The organism is Kitasatospora setae KM-6054 (assembly GCF_000269985.1).
Classification (GTDB): domain Bacteria; phylum Actinomycetota; class Actinomycetes; order Streptomycetales; family Streptomycetaceae; genus Kitasatospora; species Kitasatospora setae.
The window spans coordinates 4991785-5009848 of sequence record NC_016109.1; the positions used below are offsets into that span (position 1 = coordinate 4991785).

At 72.5% G+C, this 18064-nt stretch carries 14 protein-coding genes; all 14 read left to right on the forward strand.

What is annotated here, in order from left to right; all coding sequences use genetic code 11:
- Positions 1–14 precede the first annotated feature (14 nt).
- The 14 genes from nuoE (at position 15) to KSE_RS22335 (ending at position 17879) form a co-directional block, all read left to right on the forward strand.
- Positions 15–734, forward strand: a complete 720-nt coding sequence (gene nuoE, locus KSE_RS22270) for an NADH-quinone oxidoreductase subunit NuoE (protein ID WP_051055911.1) — start codon at positions 15–17, stop codon at positions 732–734.
- The gene (gene nuoF / locus KSE_RS22275) at positions 734–2092 is read left to right on the forward strand and encodes an NADH-quinone oxidoreductase subunit NuoF (RefSeq protein WP_033259245.1); all 1359 of its coding nucleotides are present in this window, start codon (positions 734–736) and stop codon (positions 2090–2092) included. Before nuoE ends, nuoF begins: the two co-directional genes overlap by 1 nt.
- Entirely contained in the window at positions 2089–4539 is a 2451-nt protein-coding gene (locus KSE_RS22280; protein ID WP_014137603.1) for an NADH-quinone oxidoreductase subunit G, read from the forward strand. The genes nuoF and KSE_RS22280 overlap by 4 nt, the downstream gene beginning before the upstream one ends.
- On the forward strand, positions 4536–5912 hold the full coding sequence (gene nuoH, locus KSE_RS22285; protein WP_014137604.1) for an NADH-quinone oxidoreductase subunit NuoH: 1377 nt from the start codon (positions 4536–4538) through the stop codon (positions 5910–5912). Before KSE_RS22280 ends, nuoH begins: the two co-directional genes overlap by 4 nt.
- Before the next feature lie 6 nt (positions 5913–5918).
- The gene (gene nuoI, locus KSE_RS22290; protein WP_014137605.1) at positions 5919–6506 is read left to right on the forward strand and encodes an NADH-quinone oxidoreductase subunit NuoI; all 588 of its coding nucleotides are present in this window, start codon (positions 5919–5921) and stop codon (positions 6504–6506) included.
- Positions 6503–7354, forward strand: a complete 852-nt coding sequence (locus tag KSE_RS22295) for an NADH-quinone oxidoreductase subunit J (protein ID WP_014137606.1) — start codon at positions 6503–6505, stop codon at positions 7352–7354. The genes nuoI and KSE_RS22295 overlap by 4 nt, the downstream gene beginning before the upstream one ends.
- The gene (gene nuoK / locus KSE_RS22300; protein ID WP_014137607.1) at positions 7351–7650 is read left to right on the forward strand and encodes an NADH-quinone oxidoreductase subunit NuoK; all 300 of its coding nucleotides are present in this window, start codon (positions 7351–7353) and stop codon (positions 7648–7650) included. Before KSE_RS22295 ends, nuoK begins: the two co-directional genes overlap by 4 nt.
- A 15-nt stretch (positions 7651–7665) precedes the next feature.
- The gene (nuoL, locus tag KSE_RS22305) at positions 7666–9561 is read left to right on the forward strand and encodes an NADH-quinone oxidoreductase subunit L (RefSeq protein WP_014137608.1); all 1896 of its coding nucleotides are present in this window, start codon (positions 7666–7668) and stop codon (positions 9559–9561) included.
- On the forward strand, positions 9561–11174 hold the full coding sequence (locus KSE_RS22310) for an NADH-quinone oxidoreductase subunit M (RefSeq protein ID WP_014137609.1): 1614 nt from the start codon (positions 9561–9563) through the stop codon (positions 11172–11174). Before nuoL ends, KSE_RS22310 begins: the two co-directional genes overlap by 1 nt.
- Positions 11171–12808 carry an NADH-quinone oxidoreductase subunit NuoN gene (gene nuoN, locus KSE_RS22315; RefSeq protein ID WP_014137610.1) on the forward strand — a complete coding sequence of 546 codons (1638 nt, stop codon included), beginning with the start codon at positions 11171–11173 and terminating at the stop codon, positions 12806–12808. Before KSE_RS22310 ends, nuoN begins: the two co-directional genes overlap by 4 nt.
- A gap of 231 nt (positions 12809–13039) precedes the next feature.
- Entirely contained in the window at positions 13040–14053 is a 1014-nt protein-coding gene (locus tag KSE_RS22320; protein WP_014137611.1) for a polyprenyl synthetase family protein, read from the forward strand.
- A gap of 34 nt (positions 14054–14087) precedes the next feature.
- On the forward strand, positions 14088–14747 hold the full coding sequence (locus KSE_RS22325; RefSeq protein ID WP_282916554.1) for a response regulator transcription factor: 660 nt from the start codon (positions 14088–14090) through the stop codon (positions 14745–14747).
- 154 nt (positions 14748–14901) lie between these two features.
- Positions 14902–16845 carry a 2-oxoacid:acceptor oxidoreductase subunit alpha gene (locus KSE_RS22330; protein WP_033259244.1) on the forward strand — a complete coding sequence of 648 codons (1944 nt, stop codon included), beginning with the start codon at positions 14902–14904 and terminating at the stop codon, positions 16843–16845.
- Positions 16842–17879, forward strand: a complete 1038-nt coding sequence (locus KSE_RS22335; protein WP_014137614.1) for a 2-oxoacid:ferredoxin oxidoreductase subunit beta — start codon at positions 16842–16844, stop codon at positions 17877–17879. The genes KSE_RS22330 and KSE_RS22335 overlap by 4 nt, the downstream gene beginning before the upstream one ends.
- Positions 17880–18064: the final 185 nt, after the last annotated feature.

Below are 18064 nucleotides of genomic sequence, written 5' to 3' on the forward strand. Positions count from 1 at the left end.
GCACAGAACTCGGCCTGCCGGCGCTGCCGGCCAAGCCCTACCCGCCGGAGGTCGAGGCCCGACTCGCCGCCGACGCACGGGAGCTGATCTCCCGCTACCCGCAGTCCCGGTCCGCCCTGCTGCCGCTGCTGCACCTGGTGCAGGCCGAGGACGGCTGCGTCACCCCGACCGGGATCCGGTTCTGCGCCGAGCAGTTGGAGCTGACCACCGCCGAGGTCACCGCGGTCGCCACCTTCTACACGATGTACCGGCGCCGCCCGGCCGGCGAGTACCACGTCGGCGTCTGCACCAACACGCTGTGCGCGGTGCTCGGCGGCGACCAGATCTTCGACGAGCTCTCCGAGCACCTCGGCATCGCCAACAACCGCACCACCGAGGACGGTTCGGTCTCGATCGAGCGGATCGAGTGCAACGCGGCCTGCGACTACGCCCCCGTGGTGATGGTCAACTGGGAGTTCTTCGACAACCAGACCCCGGAGAGCGCCAAGGAGCTGGTCGACCGGCTGCGGGCCGGGCAGGAGGTCCGCCCCACCCGGGGCGCCAAGCTCTGCTCGTTCAAGGAGAGCTCCCGGATCCTGGCCGGCTTCGCCGACGAGCGCCCCGGTGCCAACGACGAGTCCGGCGCCGGCGGCGCCCCCTCGCTGGCCGGCCTGCGGCTCGCCAAGGGCGAGGCGCTGCCCGGCACCCCGGGCGCCAAGGTGGTCGCCCCCCGGCACGAAGGGACGGAAGCGTGATGACCTCCGCCGAACCGGCCGAGAAGCTGCTCTCCCCGGTGCTGTCCGCCTCCTGGGACGACCACCGCCCCTGGACCCTGGACACCTACCGCCGGCACGGCGGCTACGACGGCCTGGCCGCCGCCCTCGCGATGCCCCCGGACGACGTCATCGCCCTGGTCAAGGACTCCGGCCTGCGCGGCCGCGGCGGCGCCGGCTTCCCGACCGGCATGAAGTGGCAGTTCATCCCGCAGAACGACGGCAAGCCGCACTACCTGGTGGTCAACGCCGACGAGTCCGAGCCGGGCACCTGCAAGGACATCCCGCTGCTGTTCGCCAACCCGCACGCGCTGATCGAGGGCATGGTCATCGCCTCGTACGCGATCCGCTGCGAGCACGCGTTCGTCTACCTGCGCGGCGAGGTCGTCCCGGTGCTGCGCCGCCTCCAGGCGGCGGTCGCCGAGGCGTACGCGGCCGGGTACCTCGGCAAGGACATCCAGGGCTCCGGGATCAACCTGGACATCACCGTGCACGCCGGCGCCGGCGCGTACATCTGCGGCGAGGAGACCGCGCTGCTCGACTCGCTGGAGGGCCGCCGCGGCCAGCCCCGGCTGCGCCCGCCGTTCCCGGCGATCGCCGGCCTGTACGCCTGCCCGACCGTGGTGAACAACGTCGAGTCGATCGCCTCGGTGCCGCCGATCCTGGCCCGCGGCAAGGACTGGTTCACGTCGCTGGGCACCGAGAAGTCGCCCGGCTTCACGCTGTACTCGCTCTCCGGGCACGTCACCAACCCCGGCCAGTACGAGGCGCCGCTCGGCATCACGCTGCGCCAGCTGCTGGAGATCACCGGCGGCGTCCGGGCCGGGCACCGGCTCAAGTTCTGGACCCCGGGCGGCTCCTCCACCCCCATGTTCACCGAGGAGCACCTGGACGTCCCGCTCGACTACGAGGGCGTCGGCGCGGCCGGCTCGATGCTCGGCACCAAGGCCCTCCAGGTCTTCGACGAGACCACCTGCGTGGTCCGGGCCGTCACCCGGTGGACCGAGTTCTACGCCCACGAGTCCTGCGGCAAGTGCACCCCGTGCCGCGAGGGCACCTACTGGCTGGTCCAGCTGCTCAAGCGGATCGAGGCCGGCCAGGGCGCCCCCGGCGACCTGGAGAAGCTGCTGGACATCGCCGACAACATCAACGGCAAGTCCTTCTGCGCGCTGGGCGACGGTGCGGCCAGCCCGATCGTCTCCTCGCTCCAGCACTTCCGCGCCGAGTACGAGCAGCACCTCAACGAACACCGCTGCCCGTTCGACCCGGCGGCCTCCACCGTCTGGGCCGGCCGGGCCCCCGCCCACGAGTCCGCCACCGAGAGGGAGGTGCACGCGTGACGGTCACGGAGCCTTCCACCCAGACCGAGCTGGTCACGCTCACCATCGACGGCGTCGAGGTCAGCGTCCCCAAGGGCACGCTGGTGATCCGCGCCGCCGAGCAGATCGGCACCCAGATCCCGCGCTTCTGCGACCACCCGCTGCTCGACCCCGCCGGGGCGTGCCGCCAGTGCATCGTGGAGGTCGAGGGGCAGCGCAAGCCGGTCGCCTCCTGCACCATCCCGGTCGCCGAGGGCATGGTCGTCCGCACCCAGCTCTCCTCGCCGGTCGCCGAGAAGGCGCAGCGCGGCGTGATGGAACTGCTGCTGATCAACCACCCGCTGGACTGCCCGGTCTGCGACAAGGGCGGCGAGTGCCCGCTGCAGAACCAGGCGATGTCCACCGGCGACACCGACACCCGGTTCGAGGGCGTCAAGCGGACGTACGAGAAGCCGCTGCCGCTCTCCACCCAGGTGCTGCTGGACCGCGAGCGCTGCGTGCTGTGCGCCCGCTGCACCCGGTTCTCCCAGCAGATCGCCGGCGACCCGTTCATCGACCTGGTCGAGCGCGGCGCGCTCCAGCAGATCGGCACCGGCGTCGACCAGCCGCTCGACTCGTACTTCTCCGGCAACACCATCCAGATCTGCCCGGTCGGCGCGCTCACCTCCGCCGCCTACCGGTTCCGCTCCCGCCCGTTCGACCTGGTGTCCTCCCCGTCCGTGTGCGAGCACTGCTCGGCCGGCTGCGGGCAGCGCACCGACCACCGGCGCGGCAAGGTGCTGCGGCGGCTGGCCGGCAACGAGCCGGAGGTCAACGAGGAGTGGAACTGCGACAAGGGCCGGTTCGCGTTCCGCTACGCCCAGCAGCGCGACCGCCTCGGCACCCCGCTGGTCCGCGGCGCGGACGGCGAACTCGTCGCCGCCTCCTGGCCGGAGGCGCTGGCCCGGGCCGCCGAGGGGCTGCGCGGGGCGCGCGCCGCGGTGCTCGCGGGCGGCCGGGTCACCGTCGAGGACGCCTACGCGTACGGCAAGTTCGCCCGGATCGCGCTCGGCACCAACGACGTCGACTTCCGGTCCCGGCCGCACAGCGGCGAGGAGGCCGACTTCCTGGCCGCCGCGGTCGCGGGCCACGGCGTCGACCTGGACGGGGACGCCGTCAGCTACCGGGAGTTGGAGGCCGCGCCCGCCGTGCTGCTGGTCGGCCTGGAGGCCGAGGAGGAGGCGCCGATCGTCTTCCTCCGGCTCCGCAAGGCCAACCGGGCGTCCGGGCTGCGGGTCTTCTCGATCGCCACCCACGCCACCCGCGGCCTGGCCAAGCTGCGCGGCGCGCTGCTGCCCGCCGCCCCCGGCACCGAGGTCGAGTGGCTGGCCGCGCTGGCCGGCGACGAGGTGCTCGCCGACGACGCCGGGCGCTGCGCCGACGCGCTGCGCTCCCCGGGCGCCGTCCTGCTGGTCGGCGAGCGGCTCGCGCAGACCGCCGGCGGCCTGACCGCCGCGCTGCGGCTGGCGCACGCCACCGGGGCGAAGCTCGCCTGGGTGCCGCGCCGGGCCGGCGAGCGGGGCGCCGTCGAGGCGGGCGCGCTGCCCGGGCTGCTGCCCGGCGGCCGGGCCGTCGCGGTGCCCGCCGCCCGCGCCGAGGCCGCCGCGCACTGGGGCCAGGCCGAACTGCCGTCCCGCCCCGGCCGCGACACCGGCCAGATCCTGGCCGCCGCCGCCGCGGGCGAGCTGGACGCGCTGGTGCTCGGCGGCGTCGGCCTGGACGACCTGCCGGACCCGGCGCTCGCCGAGGAGGCGCTGGACCGGGTCGGCTTCGTGCTCTCGCTGGAGCTGCGCCCGTCCGCGGTCACCGCGCGCGCCGACGTGGTGCTGCCGGTCGCGGCGGTCGCCGAGAAGGCCGGCACCTTCCTGGACTGGGAGGGCCGGGTCCGGATGTTCGAACCGGCGCTCAAGCCAGACCAGTTGATGCGCAGCCAGCCGCACTCCGACGTCCGGGTGCTGACCATGGTCGCGGACGCGCTGGACCGGCCGATCGGCCTGCCCGACGTCCGGGCCGCCCGGATCGAGCTGGACCGTTTCACCCCGTGGCGGGGCGACCGCCCGGCCGCCCCGGCCGCGCACCCCGCCGCGCTGCCCCGCCCGGCCACCGGGCAGGCCGTGCTGGCCGGACACCGGATGCTGTTGGACCACGGCACCCTCCAGGAGGGCGACACCCACCTGGCCGGCACCCGGCACGCCGCCGTCGCCCGGCTCTCCGCCGCCACCGCCGCCGAGATCGGCGCCACCGCGGCCGGCGCGCTCCGGGTCACCGGCCCGGCCGGCTCGCTGACCCTGCCGCTGGCGGTCACCGACGCGATGCCGGACCGCACGGTCTGGCTGCCGCTCAACTCGACGCCGGACGGCGGCGCGTACCGCGCGCTCGGCACCACGGTCGGCCACCTGGTCACCATCGCCCCGGCGGAGGAATCATGAGCCCCCTCGCTGCCCCCCTCGCCGGTCCGCTGGCCGGTCCGCTGGCCGGTCCGTTGGCCGCCAACGCCGAGACGCTCGGCTTCTTCGGCCGCGACCCGTGGTGGCTGGTGCTGCTGAAGGCGGTGTTCTGCTTCGCGTTCCTGGTCGGGACGGTGCTGATCGCGATCGTCTGGGAGCGCAAGGTCGTCGCCTGGATGCAGCTGCGGATCGGCCCGAACCGGCACGGCCCGTGGGGCCTGCTGCAGTCGCTGGCCGACGGCGTGAAGCTGGCGCTGAAGGAAGACCTGGTGGTCAAGGGCGCCGACAAGGCGGTCTACGTGCTGGCGCCGATCGTCGCGGCGATCCCCGCGTTCATGGCGTTCGCGGTGATCCCGTTCGGCCCGGCCGGCAACGAGGTGTCGATCTTCGGCACCCGGACGCCGCTCCAGCTGACCGACCTGCCGATCGCGCTGCTGTACATCCTGGCCACCGCCTCGGTGGGCATCTACGGCATCGTGCTGGCCGGCTGGTCGTCCGGCTCGACGTACCCGCTGCTGGGCGGCATCCGCTCGTCCGCGCAGATGATCAGCTACGAGATCGCGATGGGCCTGTCGTTCGCGGCGGTGTTCATCTACTCGGGCTCGATGTCGACCTCGGAGATCGTCGCCTCGCAGCAGCCGACCTGGTTCGCGGTGCTGCTGCCGGTGTCGTTCATCGTGTACGTCATCGCGATGGTCGGCGAGACCAACCGGGCGCCGTTCGACCTCCCGGAGGCCGAGGGCGAGCTGGTCGGCGGCTTCAACACCGAGTACTCCTCGCTGAAGTTCGCGATGTTCATGCTGGCCGAGTACGTCAACATGGTCACCGTCTCGGCGGTCGCCTCCACGCTGTTCCTGGGCGGCTGGCGCGCCCCGTGGCCGATCTCGACCTTCTGGGAGGGCGCGAACCACGGCTGGTGGCCGATGCTGTGGATCGTGCTGAAGATCCAGCTGCTGCTGTTCTTCTTCATCTGGCTGCGCGGCACCCTGCCCCGGCTGCGCTACGACCAGTTCATGAAGCTGGGCTGGAAGGTGCTCATCCCGGTCTCGCTGGTCTGGCTGGTTATGGTCGCCACCGTGCGGGCGCTGCGCAACGAGGGCTACGACTTCGCCAACGTGGTGCTGTACGTGGGCGCCCCGCTGGGCGCGGTGCTGCTGGTCGCGCTGGTGGTCGACCTGGTGCGGAAGAAGCCCGCGCCGGCGCCGGAGCCGGCCCCCGCGTTCGACCCGATGGCCGGGGGCTACCCCGTCCCGCCGCTGCCCGGGCAGGAACTGCCGCCGGTGCCGCGCCGCCGCCGCCGGACCCCGCAACTCCAGGACGCCCTCAACGGGGCCGACCCTTCCGAAGGGAGCTGATCCGCGATGCCTGACCAACCGTCAGAGAAGTCGGTCCTCGGGCCGGCCGCCGGCTTCGGCGTGACCTTCAAGGCCATGTTCAAGAAGCGGCTCACCGAGCAGTACCCGGAGTACAAGAAGCCCACCGCTCCGCGCTTCCACGGCCGCCACCAGCTGAACCGGCACCCGGACGGCCTGGAGAAGTGCGTCGGCTGCGAGCTGTGCGCGTGGGCCTGTCCGGCCGACGCGATCTACGTCGAGGGCGCCGACAACCGGGACGACGAGCGCTACTCGCCCGGCGAGCGGTACGGCGCGGTCTACCAGATCAACTACGCCCGCTGCATCCTGTGCGGGCTGTGCGTCGAGGCGTGCCCGACCCGGGCGCTGACCATGACCAACGAGTACGAGCTGGCGGACTCCTCCCGGCAGGACCTGATCTTCACCAAGGAGCAGCTGCTGGTCGGGCTGACCGAGGGCATGGTCGACTCCCCGCACTCGATCTTCCCGGGCGCCGACGAGGGCGCCTACTACCGGGGCGAGGTCACCGGCGCGGCGCCCGGCACCGTCCGGCAGGAGCGGCACGCGCACGAGCACGAGAAGGAGGAGCGGTCATGACCTCCACCGGCGAGGCCGTGCAGTTCTGGGTGCTGGCCGTGATCGCGGTCGGCGGCGCGCTCGGCATGCTGCTGATGCGCAAGGCCGTGCACTCGGCGCTCTGCCTGGCGGCCACGATGATCGCGCTGGCGGTCTGCTACCTGGCGCAGGGCGCGGTGTTCCTGGGCGTGGTGCAGATCGTCGTCTACACCGGCGCGATCATGATGCTGTTCCTGTTCGTGGTGATGCTGGTCGGCGTCTCGGCGGCGGACTCGCTGAAGGAGCAGCTGAAGGGCCAGCGGGTCGCCGCGGCGCTCTGCGGCCTGGGCTTCGGCGTGCTGCTGGTGGCCGGCCTGGCCAACGCGAAGCTCCGCGACTTCACCGGCCTGGCCGGGGCGAACGCCGAGGGCAACGTGCAGGGCCTGGCCCGGCTGATCTTCACCAAGTACGTGTGGGCCTTCGAGGTGACCAGCGCGCTGCTGATCACCGCGGCGGTCGGCGCGATGGTGCTGACCCACCGCGAGAAGGTGAAGGCCCCGCCGACCCAGCGCCAGCTGGCCGCCCAGCGGGTCAAGGACAACATCCAGGTGCCGCCGCTGCCCGCCCCCGGCGTGTACGCCCGGCACAACGCGGTGGACATCCCGGCGCTGCTGCCGGACGGCACCGTCGCCGAGGACTCGGTGATGGGCACCCTGCGCGAGCGCGGCCAGGTCCGCGACGTCAGCCGGGAGATGCTCGACCGGATGGCCGAGCTGGAGGAGACCACGGCCGACTGGCTGGGCCGCCCGTCCTCCGCCCGCCCGCAGGTGTCCGGCCCCCGCCAGGCGCTGGAGACGGTGCCGGTCCCGACCAAGGAGGAGGCGGAGTGAACCCGGTCAACTACCTGTACCTCGCCGCGCTGCTGTTCACCATCGGCGCCTCCGGCGTGCTGGTGCGGCGCAACGCGATCGTGCTGTTCATGTGCGTCGAGCTGATGCTCAACGCCTCGAACCTGGCGCTGGTCACCTTCTCCCGGCTGCACGGCAACCTGGACGGCCAGATCATCGCGTTCTTCACCATGGTGGTCGCGGCGGCCGAGGTCGTGGTCGGCCTCGCCATCATCGTCTCCATCTTCCGGACCAGGCACTCCGCTTCGGTCGACGACAGCAACCTGATGAAGCTGTAGGCGGAGGGCCCCTCAGTGAACTCTCTCATTCCGCTGCTGGTCGCGGCGCCGCTGGCCGGCGCTGCCCTGCTGCTGCTCGGCGGCCGGGCCCTGGACCGGGCCGGGCACTGGATCGCGACCCTGCTGGCCGCGTTCTCCTTCGCCGCCGGACTCGCCCTGTTCGCGGACATGCTCGGCCGCGACGCCGAGCACCGCGCCGTCACCGAGCGGCTGTTCAGCTGGATCCCGGTGAACGGCTTCCAGGCCGACGTCTCCTTCCAGCTCGACCAGCTCTCGATCACCTTCGTGCTGCTGATCACCGGCGTCGGCACGCTGATCCACCTCTACTCGGTGGGCTACATGGCGCACGACGAGCGCCGCCGCCGCTTCTTCGCCTACCTGAACCTGTTCCTGGCCGCCATGCTGGTGCTGGTTCTGGCCGACAACTACCTGCTGCTGTACGTCGGTTGGGAGGGCGTCGGGTTGGCGTCCTTCCTGCTGATCGGGTTCTGGCAGCACAAGCCGAGCGCCGCGACGGCCGCCAAGAAGGCGTTCGTCGTCAACCGGGTCGGCGACATGGGCCTGTCCATCGCGATCATGCTGATGTTCGTCGAGTTCGGCTCGTTCGCCTTCCAACCGGTGTTCGCCACCGCGGGCGACGCGAGCGAGGGCAAGCTCACCGCGATCGGCCTGATGCTGCTGCTCGCCGCCTGCGGCAAGTCCGCGCAGGTGCCGCTGCAGTCCTGGCTGGGCGACGCGATGGAGGGCCCGACCCCGGTCTCCGCGCTGATCCACGCGGCGACCATGGTCACCGCCGGCGTCTACCTGATCGTCCGCTCCGGCGCGATCTTCGACCTGGCGCCGGACGCGCAGACCGCCGTGGTGGTGGTCGGCGCCGTGACGCTGCTGTTCGGCGCCGTCGTCGGTTGCGCCAAGGACGACATCAAGAAGGCCCTGGCCGGCTCGACCATGTCGCAGATCGGCTACATGATCATGGCGGCGGGCCTGGGCCCGATCGGCTACGCCTTCGCGATCATGCACCTGGTCACCCACGGCTTCTTCAAGGCCGGGATGTTCCTCGGCGCCGGGTCGGTCATGCACGGCATGAACGACGAGGTGAACATGCGGCACTACGGCGGCCTGCGGAAGTACATGCCGGTCACCTTCGCCACCTTCGGCCTCGGCTACCTGGCGATCATCGGCTTCCCCGGCCTGTCCGGCTTCTTCTCCAAGGACAAGATCATCGAGGCGGCGTTCGCCAAGGGCGGCACCGAGGGCTGGATCCTCGGCCTGTGCGCCCTGCTCGGCGCCGCGGTCACCGCGTTCTACATGACCCGGGTGATGGTGCTGACCTTCTTCGGCGAGAAGCGCTGGCAGCCCGACGCCGAGGGCAACGACCCGCACCCGCACGAGTCCCCGAAGTCGATGACCGTCCCGATGGTCGTGCTGGCCTTCGGCTCGGTCTTCGCGGGCGGCCTGTTCGTCTACGGGAGCTCCTTCCTGCACTGGCTGGAGCCGGTCACCGGCCACGCCGAGGGCGACTCCCCGCTGAGCCCGTGGACCGTCACCGGCCTGGCCACCGCCTGCATGCTGCTCGGCGCCGGCCTGGCCTGGCAGATGTACGGGCGCAGCCCCGTCCCGGTCCAGGCGCCGGTCGGCTCGCTGCTCACCCGGGCGGCCCGCCGCGACCTGCTCCAGGACGACTTCAACCACGCCGTCCTGGTCCGGCCCGGCACCGCGCTGGCCGCCACCCTGGTCTGGTTCGACAGCCGGGGCCTGGACGGCTTCGTCAACGGCCTGGCCGCCGCGATCGGCGGGATCTCCGGTCGGCTGCGCCGGATCCAGACCGGCTACGTCCGCACGTACGCGCTCTCCATGTTCGGCGGCACGCTGGTGCTGGTCGCCTCCACTCTCCTGATGAGGTCGGTCTGATGAGCTACCTCCTCTCCGCCACCTGTGCCGTCCCGGCCGCCGGAGCGGTGCTCACCGCCGCCCTCCCGGCCGGGACCACCGAGTCCCGGCGGCGCACCACCAAGGCCGTCGCGCTGGCGGTCTCGGCCGCCACCCTCGGCCTGGCCGCCGCGGTCGCCGCCTCCTTCGAGACCGGCGGCGCCCGCTACCAGCTGACCGAGTCGTACAGCTGGATCCGCTCGTTCGGAATCAGCTTCTCGCTCGGCGCGGACGGCATCGGCACCGCCCTGGTGCTGCTGACCGCCGTGCTGGTGCCGCTGGTGATGCTGGCCGGCTGGCACGACGCGGACCCTGCGGCCCCCGAGGGCTCGTTCGAGTCCAAGCGGCGCACCCAGGCGTTCTTCGCGCTGATCCTGGCCGTCGAGTCGATGGTGCTGGTGTCCTTCCTGGCCACCGACGTCTTCGTGTTCTACGTGTTCTTCGAAGCCATGCTGATCCCGATGTACTTCCTGATCGGCGGCTTCGGCGACCGGGCCGGCGGCCCGGACGCGGACCGGCAGCGGTCCTACGCGGCCGTCAAGTTCCTGCTGTACAACCTGCTCGGCGGCCTGGTCATGCTGGCCGCCGTGATCGGCCTGTACGTGGTGGCCGGCGACCAGGGGCACGCGACGTTCAGCCTGACCGGGCTGACCGACGCGATCTCCTCCGGGCAGCTGGTGATCGAGCCCAACGCGCAGCGGGCGCTGTTCCTCGGCTTCTTCTTCGCCTTCGCGGTGAAGGCCCCGCTCTGGCCGCTGCACACCTGGCTGCCGAACGCGATGGGCGAGTCCACCGCCGGGACGGCCGTGCTGATCACCGCGGTGGTCGACAAGGTCGGCACCTTCGCGATGCTGCGGTTCTGCCTCGGCCTGTTCCCGGACGCCTCGAAGACCTTCGCCCCGGTGATCATGGTGCTGGCGCTGGTCGGCATCGTCTACGGCGCGCTGGTCGCGATCGGCCAGAAGGACATCAAGCGCCTCGTCGCCTACGCGTCCATCTCGCACTTCGGGTTCATCATCCTGGGCATCTTCGCGATGACCAGCCAGGGCCAGTCCGGCGCGACGCTCTACATGGTCAACCACGGCATCTCCACCGCCGCGTGGATGCTGGTGGCCGGCTTCCTGATCTCCCGCCGCGGCTCCCGCCTGATCGCCGACTACGGCGGCGTGCAGAAGGTCGCCCCGGTGCTGGCCGGCACCTTCCTGATCGGCGGCCTGGCCACCCTCTCGCTGCCCGGCCTGGCGCCGTTCGTCAGCGAGTTCCTGGTCCTGGTCGGCACCTTCAGCCGCTACCCGGCGCTCGGCGTGGTCGCGACCTTCGGCATCGTGCTGGCCGCGCTGTACGCCCTGCTGCTGTACCAGCGCACCATGACCGGCCCGGTGAAGGCCGGCGTCGAGGGCGTCAAGGACCTCAAGGTCCGCGAACTCGCGGTCGTCGCCCCGCTGGTGGCGCTGACCCTGCTGCTCGGCGTCTACCCGAAGCCGCTCACCGACCTGGTCAACCCGGCCGTCGACGACACCCTCAGCCAGGTGCACCGCACCGACCCCGCACCGGCCCACCCGGTCGCCGCCACCAACGGAGGTGAGCAGAAGTGATCTCCACCCACGCGCTGGCCGCCGCCGGCGGCAACAGTCCGAGCATCCCCGCGCCGCACGTCGAGTACGGGCAGCTCTCGCCGATGCTGGTGGTGTTCGGCGCCGCCCTGGTCGGCGTCCTGGTCGAGGCGTTCCTGCCCCGCCGGGCCCGCGCCTCCGCCCAGCTGGGCGTGTCGCTGCTCGGCCTGGGCGGCGCCTTCACCGCCGTGGTGGTGCTGGCCGCCCAGGGCCACGCCACCACCGAGTCCGGCCTGCTGGCGATGGGCGCGGTCGCCATCGACGGCCCCGCGCTGTTCCTCCAGGGCGTCATCCTGCTGACCGCGGTGCTGGCGGTGCTGACCTACGCCGAGGGCCGGCTGGAGCCGCGGATCAACGGCCACCGGGTCGACGCGTTCGCCGCCCAGGCCGCCGCCGTCCCCGGCGGCGAGCAGGAGCGCCAGGCCACCCGGGAGGGCCTGCGCACCACCGAGATCTACCCGCTGACGCTGTTCGCGGTCGGCGGCATGCTGCTCTTCCCGGCCGCGAACGACCTGCTGACCATGTTCGTCGCGCTGGAGGTGCTCTCCCTCCCGCTGTACCTGATGTGCGCGATCGCCCGCCGGCGCCGGCTGCTCTCGCAGGAGGCCGCCGTCAAGTACTTCCTGCTCGGCGCGTTCGCCTCGGCGTTCTTCCTGTTCGGCACCGCGCTGGTCTACGGCTACGCGGGCTCGGTCCAGCTCGGCGAGATCGCCGACGTGGTCTCCGGCGTCGCGCCGGTCACCCCCGCGCTCGCCGTCACCACCCAGAACGACGCGCTGCTGCTGATCGGCCTGGCGATGCTCGCCGTCGGCCTGCTCTTCAAGGTCGGCGCGGTCCCGTTCCACACCTGGACGCCGGACGTCTACCAGGGCGCCCCGACGCCCGTCACCGGCTTCATGGCCGCCGCCACCAAGACCGCCGCGTTCGGCGCCTTCCTGCGGCTGTTCTACGTCGCCTTCCCCGGCCTGCGCTGGGACTGGCGGCCGGTGATGTGGGGCGTGGCGATCCTCACCATGGTGGTCGGCGCGATCCTCGCCGTCACCCAGCAGGACGTGAAGCGGCTGCTCGCCTACTCGTCGGTGGCGCACGCCGGGTTCATCCTGACCGGCCTGATCGCCACCGACCGGCGCGGCGTCGCCGCGGTGCTCTTCTACCTGCTGTCCTACTCCTTCGTGACGCTCGGCGCGTTCGCCGTGGTCACCCTGGTGCGGGACTCCAAGGGCGAGGCCACCCACCTGTCCAACTGGGCCGGCCTCGGCCGCCGCTCGCCGCTGCTCGCGGCGGTGTTCGCGCTGTTCCTGCTGGCCTTCGCGGGCATCCCGCTGACCTCCGGCTTCACCGGCAAGTTCGCGGTCTTCGAGGCGGCGGCGCAGGGCGGGGCCACCCCGCTGGTCATCGTCGGCGTGCTCTCCTCGGCGGTCGCCGCGTTCTTCTACATCCGGGTCATCGTGCTGATGTTCTTCTCCGACCCGCAGCCCTCCGGCCCCGCGGTCGCCGTGCCCAGCCCGCTCACCGCCACCGCCATCGGCGTCGGCGTGCTGGTCACCCTCGGTCTGGGCCTGCTCCCGCAGTACTTCCTGGACCTGGCCTCCAAGGCCTCGCTGTTCGCCCGCTGACCGGCCCTTGACCGGCCCGCACCGGCCCCCCGGCCCCCGCCCGCCCCGGGCGGGGGCCGGAGCCGTGGAGCGGCGCGAACCGGAACGTCCACGGCCCACCTCCCGCCACCAGGGAAGTCGGGCCCATGCCCGTGCAGTGATCCACTCCGGACCGGATACGCTGCCTTGTATGTGCATCGGCGGCGCTGAGGGACCGGCCCGCTGGATCGACCAGGGACAGGAGTGGTCAGCGTGACCGTCGTGGGGCCCTTCGGGCTGAGCGTGCAGGACCGCGATCTGACCCGTGACGTCCAGGCCGGGATGGAGGCCGTGGAGGCCGCCCTGATCGAGGCCGTCAAGAGTGACGTGCCCTTCATCACGGTGACCGCCAGCCACCTGATCGAGGCCGGGGGGAAGCGGTTCAGGCCGCTGCTGGTGATGCTCGCCGCGCAGTTCGGCGACCCGACGGCGCCCGGCGTGGTGCCCTCCGCGGTGGTGGTCGAGCTGACCCACCTCGCGACGCTGTACCACGACGACGTGATGGACGAGGCGCCGGTGCGCCGCGGCGCGCCCAGCGCCAACAGCCGCTGGGACAACTCGGTGGCCATCCTCACCGGCGACTTCCTGTTCTCCCGGGCCTCGCAGGTGCTCTCCGACCTCGGCACCGAGGCCGTCCGGATCCAGTCCGACGCCTTCGAGCGGCTGGTCACCGGCCAGATCCTGGAGACCGCCGGGCCCCGCCCCGAGGACGACCCGCTCCGCCACTACCTGGACGTCATCTCCGGCAAGACCGGCTCGCTGATCGCCGTCGCCTGCCGCTTCGGCTCGCTGATGGCCGGCGCCGAGCGCTGGATCGTCGACCTGCTCACCCAGTACGGCGAGCGGATCGGCACCGCCTTCCAGCTCGCCGACGACGTCCTGGACATCGCCAGCGACGGCCACGAGTCCGGCAAGACGCCCGGCACCGACCTGCGCGAGGGCGTCCCCACCCTGCCGGTGCTGATGCTCCGGCAGACCCCCGCCGACCCGGACGACCCCGAGGACGTCCGGCTCCGCGAGCTCCTCGACACCGACCTCGCCGCCGACGACGCCGCCCACGCCGAGGCGCTGCGCCTGCTGCGCCGCCACCCGGCACTGGAGCGGGCCCGCCGCGAGACCCTGCGCTACGCCGAGGAGGCCCGCGCCCTGCTCGACACGCTGCCCGACTGCCCCGCCAAGGCCGCCCTCCAGGAGCTCTGCGACACCGTCGCGATCCGGACGATGTGACGCCCCCGCACGGCGCGCTAGGGTCGGTGCCATGTTGCGCGTGGTGATCGCCGAGGACTCCGTGCTGCTCCGCGAGGGGCTGACACGGCTGCTGACGGATCGTGGGATGGAGGTCGTGGCGGGGGTCGGGGACGGCGAGCAGCTGGTCCGGACGGTCGGGGAGCTGCACGCGGCGGGCGAGCTGCCGGACGTCGTCGTCGCGGACGTCCGGATGCCGCCGACGCACACCGACGAGGGCGTCCGGGCCTGCGTCGAACTGCGCGCCCGGCACCCCGGGTTGGGCGTCCTGGTGCTCTCCCAGCACGTCGAGGAGCAGTACGCGGGCGAGCTGCTGGCCGGTTCCATCCGCGGCGTCGGCTACCTGCTCAAGGACCGGGTCGCCGAGGTCCGCGAGTTCGTCGACGCGGTCGCCCGGGTCGCCGCGGGCGGCACCGCGCTCGACCCCGAGGTGGTGCAGCAGCTGCTCAGCCGCAGCCGGCAGGTCGACACCCTGGCCGGCCTCACCCCGCGCGAGCGCGAGGTGCTCGGCCTGATGGCGGAGGGCCGCACCAACGCGGCGATCGCCAAGCAGCTGGTGGTCTCCGACGGCGCCGTCGAGAAGCACGTGTCGAACATCTTCCAGAAGCTCGGCCTGGGGCAGAGCCAGGAGGACCACCGGCGGGTTCTCGCCGTCCTCGCCTACCTGGAGTCCTGACCCCCGCCGACCCGCCCGCTGACCCGCCGGAACCGTCTGCGCGAGTTCCCCTCCAGCTGTGCTCCGCCCGCTTAGGATGCCCTGTGGTGCGCCAGGCGGACGGGGCACACGGCTCACGCCCGCGGCTGGCTTTCCGACGAGGAGGTCTGCGGCAGTGACCAGTCAGGTCGATCAGTCAGAAGCGGTGGACGGCTCGGACGGCCCGGAGGGCTCCGCGCGGGTGTCGGCCGGGCGGGCCGCCAAGCCGATCCGGCGGCTGGACCGGGTGATCATCCGGTTCGCGGGCGACTCGGGCGACGGCATGCAGCTCACCGGGGACCGCTTCACCTCGGAGACGGCCGCGTTCGGCAACGACCTGTCCACGCTGCCGAACTTCCCGGCCGAGATCCGGGCCCCCGCCGGGACGCTGCCGGGGGTCTCCTCGTTCCAGCTGCACTTCGCGGACCACGACATCCTCACCCCGGGCGACGCGCCGGACGTGCTGGTCGCGATGAACCCGGCCGCGCTGAAGGCCAACCTGCCGGACCTGCCCGCCGGGGCCGAGGTCATCGTCGACACCGACGAGTTCACCAAGCGGGCGCTGGCCAAGGTCGGCTACGCCGCCTCGCCGCTGGAGGACGGCTCGCTGGAGGCGTTCCGGCTGCACCCGGTGCCGCTGACCACGCTGACGCTGGAGGCGCTGAAGGACAGCGGGCTGGCCCGGAAGGACGCCGAGCGGGCGAAGAACATGTTCGCGCTCGGGCTGCTGTCGTGGATGTACCACCGGCCCACCCACGGCACCGAGCTGTTCCTGCGGCAGAAGTTCGCCAAGAAGCCGGAGATCGCCGAGGCCAACGTCACGGCGTTCCGGGCCGGGTGGAACTTCGGCGAGACCACCGAGGACTTCGCGGTCTCCTACGAGGTGCAGCCCGCGAAGCTGCCGGCCGGCACCTACCGGAACATCTCCGGGAACCTGGCGCTGTCGTACGGGCTGGTGGCGGCGGGGGAGCGCTCCGGGCTGCCGGTGTTCCTCGGCTCGTACCCGATCACCCCGGCCTCGGACATCCTGCACGAGCTGGCCAAGCACAAGAACTTCGGCGTGCGCACCTTCCAGGCGGAGGACGAGATCGCCGGGATCGGCGCCGCGCTCGGGGCCGCGTTCGGCGGCGCGCTCGGGGTGACCACGACCTCGGGGCCCGGCGTGGCGCTGAAGTCGGAGACGATCGGGCTGGCGGTGTCGATGGAGCTGCCGCTGGTGGTGGTCGACATCCAGCGCGGCGGCCCCTCGACCGGCCTGCCGACCAAGACCGAGCAGGCCGACCTGCTGCAGGCGATGTTCGGCCGCAACGGCGAGGCGCCGGTGCCGATCGTCGCCCCCGCGACGCCCGCCGAGTGCTTCACCGCGGCGCTGGACGCGGCCCGGATCGCGCTGACCTACCGCACCCCGGTGTTCCTGCTCTCGGACGGCTACCTGGCCAACGGCTCCGAGCCCTGGAAGCTCCCGGAGATCGACGAACTCCCGGACCTGCGGGTCGAGTTCGCGACCGAACCGAACGGCCCGGACGGCACCTTCCGGCCCTACCAGCGCGACCCGCACACGCTGGCCCGCCCCTGGGCGGTGCCCGGCACGCCCGGCCTGGAGCACCGGATCGGCGGCATCGAGAAGCAGGACGGCACCGGCAACATCTCCTACGACCCGGCCAACCACGACTTCATGGTCCGCACCAGGCAGGCCAAGGTCGACAACATCGCCGTCCCGGACGTCGAGGTCGACGACCCGTCCGGGCGGGCCCGCGTCCTGGTGCTCGGCTGGGGCTCCACCTACGGCCCGATCACTGCGGCGGTGCGCCGGGTCCGGGCCGACGGCGGCGACGTCGCCCAGGCGCACCTGCGCCACCTCAACCCGTTCCCGGCCAACCTCGGCGCGGTGCTGCGCGGCTACGAGCGGGTGATCGTCCCCGAGATGAACCTCGGCCAGCTCGCCCTGCTGCTGCGCGCCAGGTACCTCGTCGACGCCCAGTCCTACAACCAGGTCCGCGGCCTGCCGTTCAAGGCCGCCCAGCTCGCCGACGTGCTGCAGGCCGCGCTCGGCAGCCTCGACGCGGAGGAGACCCGATGACCGACTTCCCCGCCCTGCGCCTCGTCCCGAAGGCGGACGGGCCGCAGACCGCGAAGGACTTCAAGACCGACCAGGAGGTGCGCTGGTGCCCGGGCTGCGGTGACTACGCGATCCTCGCCGCCGTGCAGGCGTTCATGCCCGAGCTCGGGATCCGGCGGGAGAACACCGTCTTCGTCTCCGGGATCGGCTGCTCCTCGCGCTTCCCGTACTACATGAACACCTACGGGATGCACTCGATCCACGGCCGCGCCCCGGCGATCGCCACCGGCCTGGCCGCCTCCCGCCCCGACCTGTCGGTGTGGGTGGTCACCGGCGACGGCGACGCGCTGTCGATCGGCGGCAACCACCTGATCCACGCGCTGCGCCGCAACACCAACCTGAAGATCCTGCTGTTCAACAACCGGATCTACGGCCTGACCAAGGGCCAGTACTCGCCCACCAGCGAGGTCGGCAAGATCACCAAGTCGACGCCGATGGGCTCGCTGGACGCCCCGTTCAACCCGCTGTCGCTGGCGATCGGCGCCGAGGCGAGCTTCGTCGCCCGCACCATCGACTCCGACCGCCGGCACCTGCAGGACGTGCTGCGGGCCGCCGCCCGGCACGAGGGCACCGCGCTGGTGGAGATCTACCAGAACTGCAACATCTTCAACGACGGCGCCTTCGAACTGCTCAAGGAGCCCGGCACCCGCGACGAGGCGCTGATCCGCCTCGAACACGGGCAGCCGGTGCTGGTCGGCGCCGGGCACCACGTGGTCCGCGACCCCGACGGCGAACTGCGGATCGCCCCCCGCGACGAGGGCACCGCGATCGTCCACGACGCCCACGCGGCCGGCCCGAGCACGGCCTTCGCGCTGACCCGCCTCGCCGACGCGGACACCCTGCACCACACCCCGATCGGCGTGCTGCGCGACGTCCGGCGGCCGGTCTACGACACCCAGCTGAACGAGCAGCTGGCCCTCGCCGAGCAGCAGCGCGGCCGCGGCGACCTGGCCGCCCTGCTGGCGGGCGGCAGCACCTGGACGGTCGGCGAGTAGCGGCCCGCGGGCGGCCGGGAGGCCCGGGGGACGGCCGCCGTCCCCCGGGCCTCCCGCTGTTCCGGGCCTCCCGGCCACCCGCCCTCCCGGCCTGTCAGGAGCCAAACCGGGATACGGGGATGACATCCCCGCGGTCGGGCCGCTACCTTTCGGGGGACGGAACGGCGCGCGGGTGAAGGGCAGGC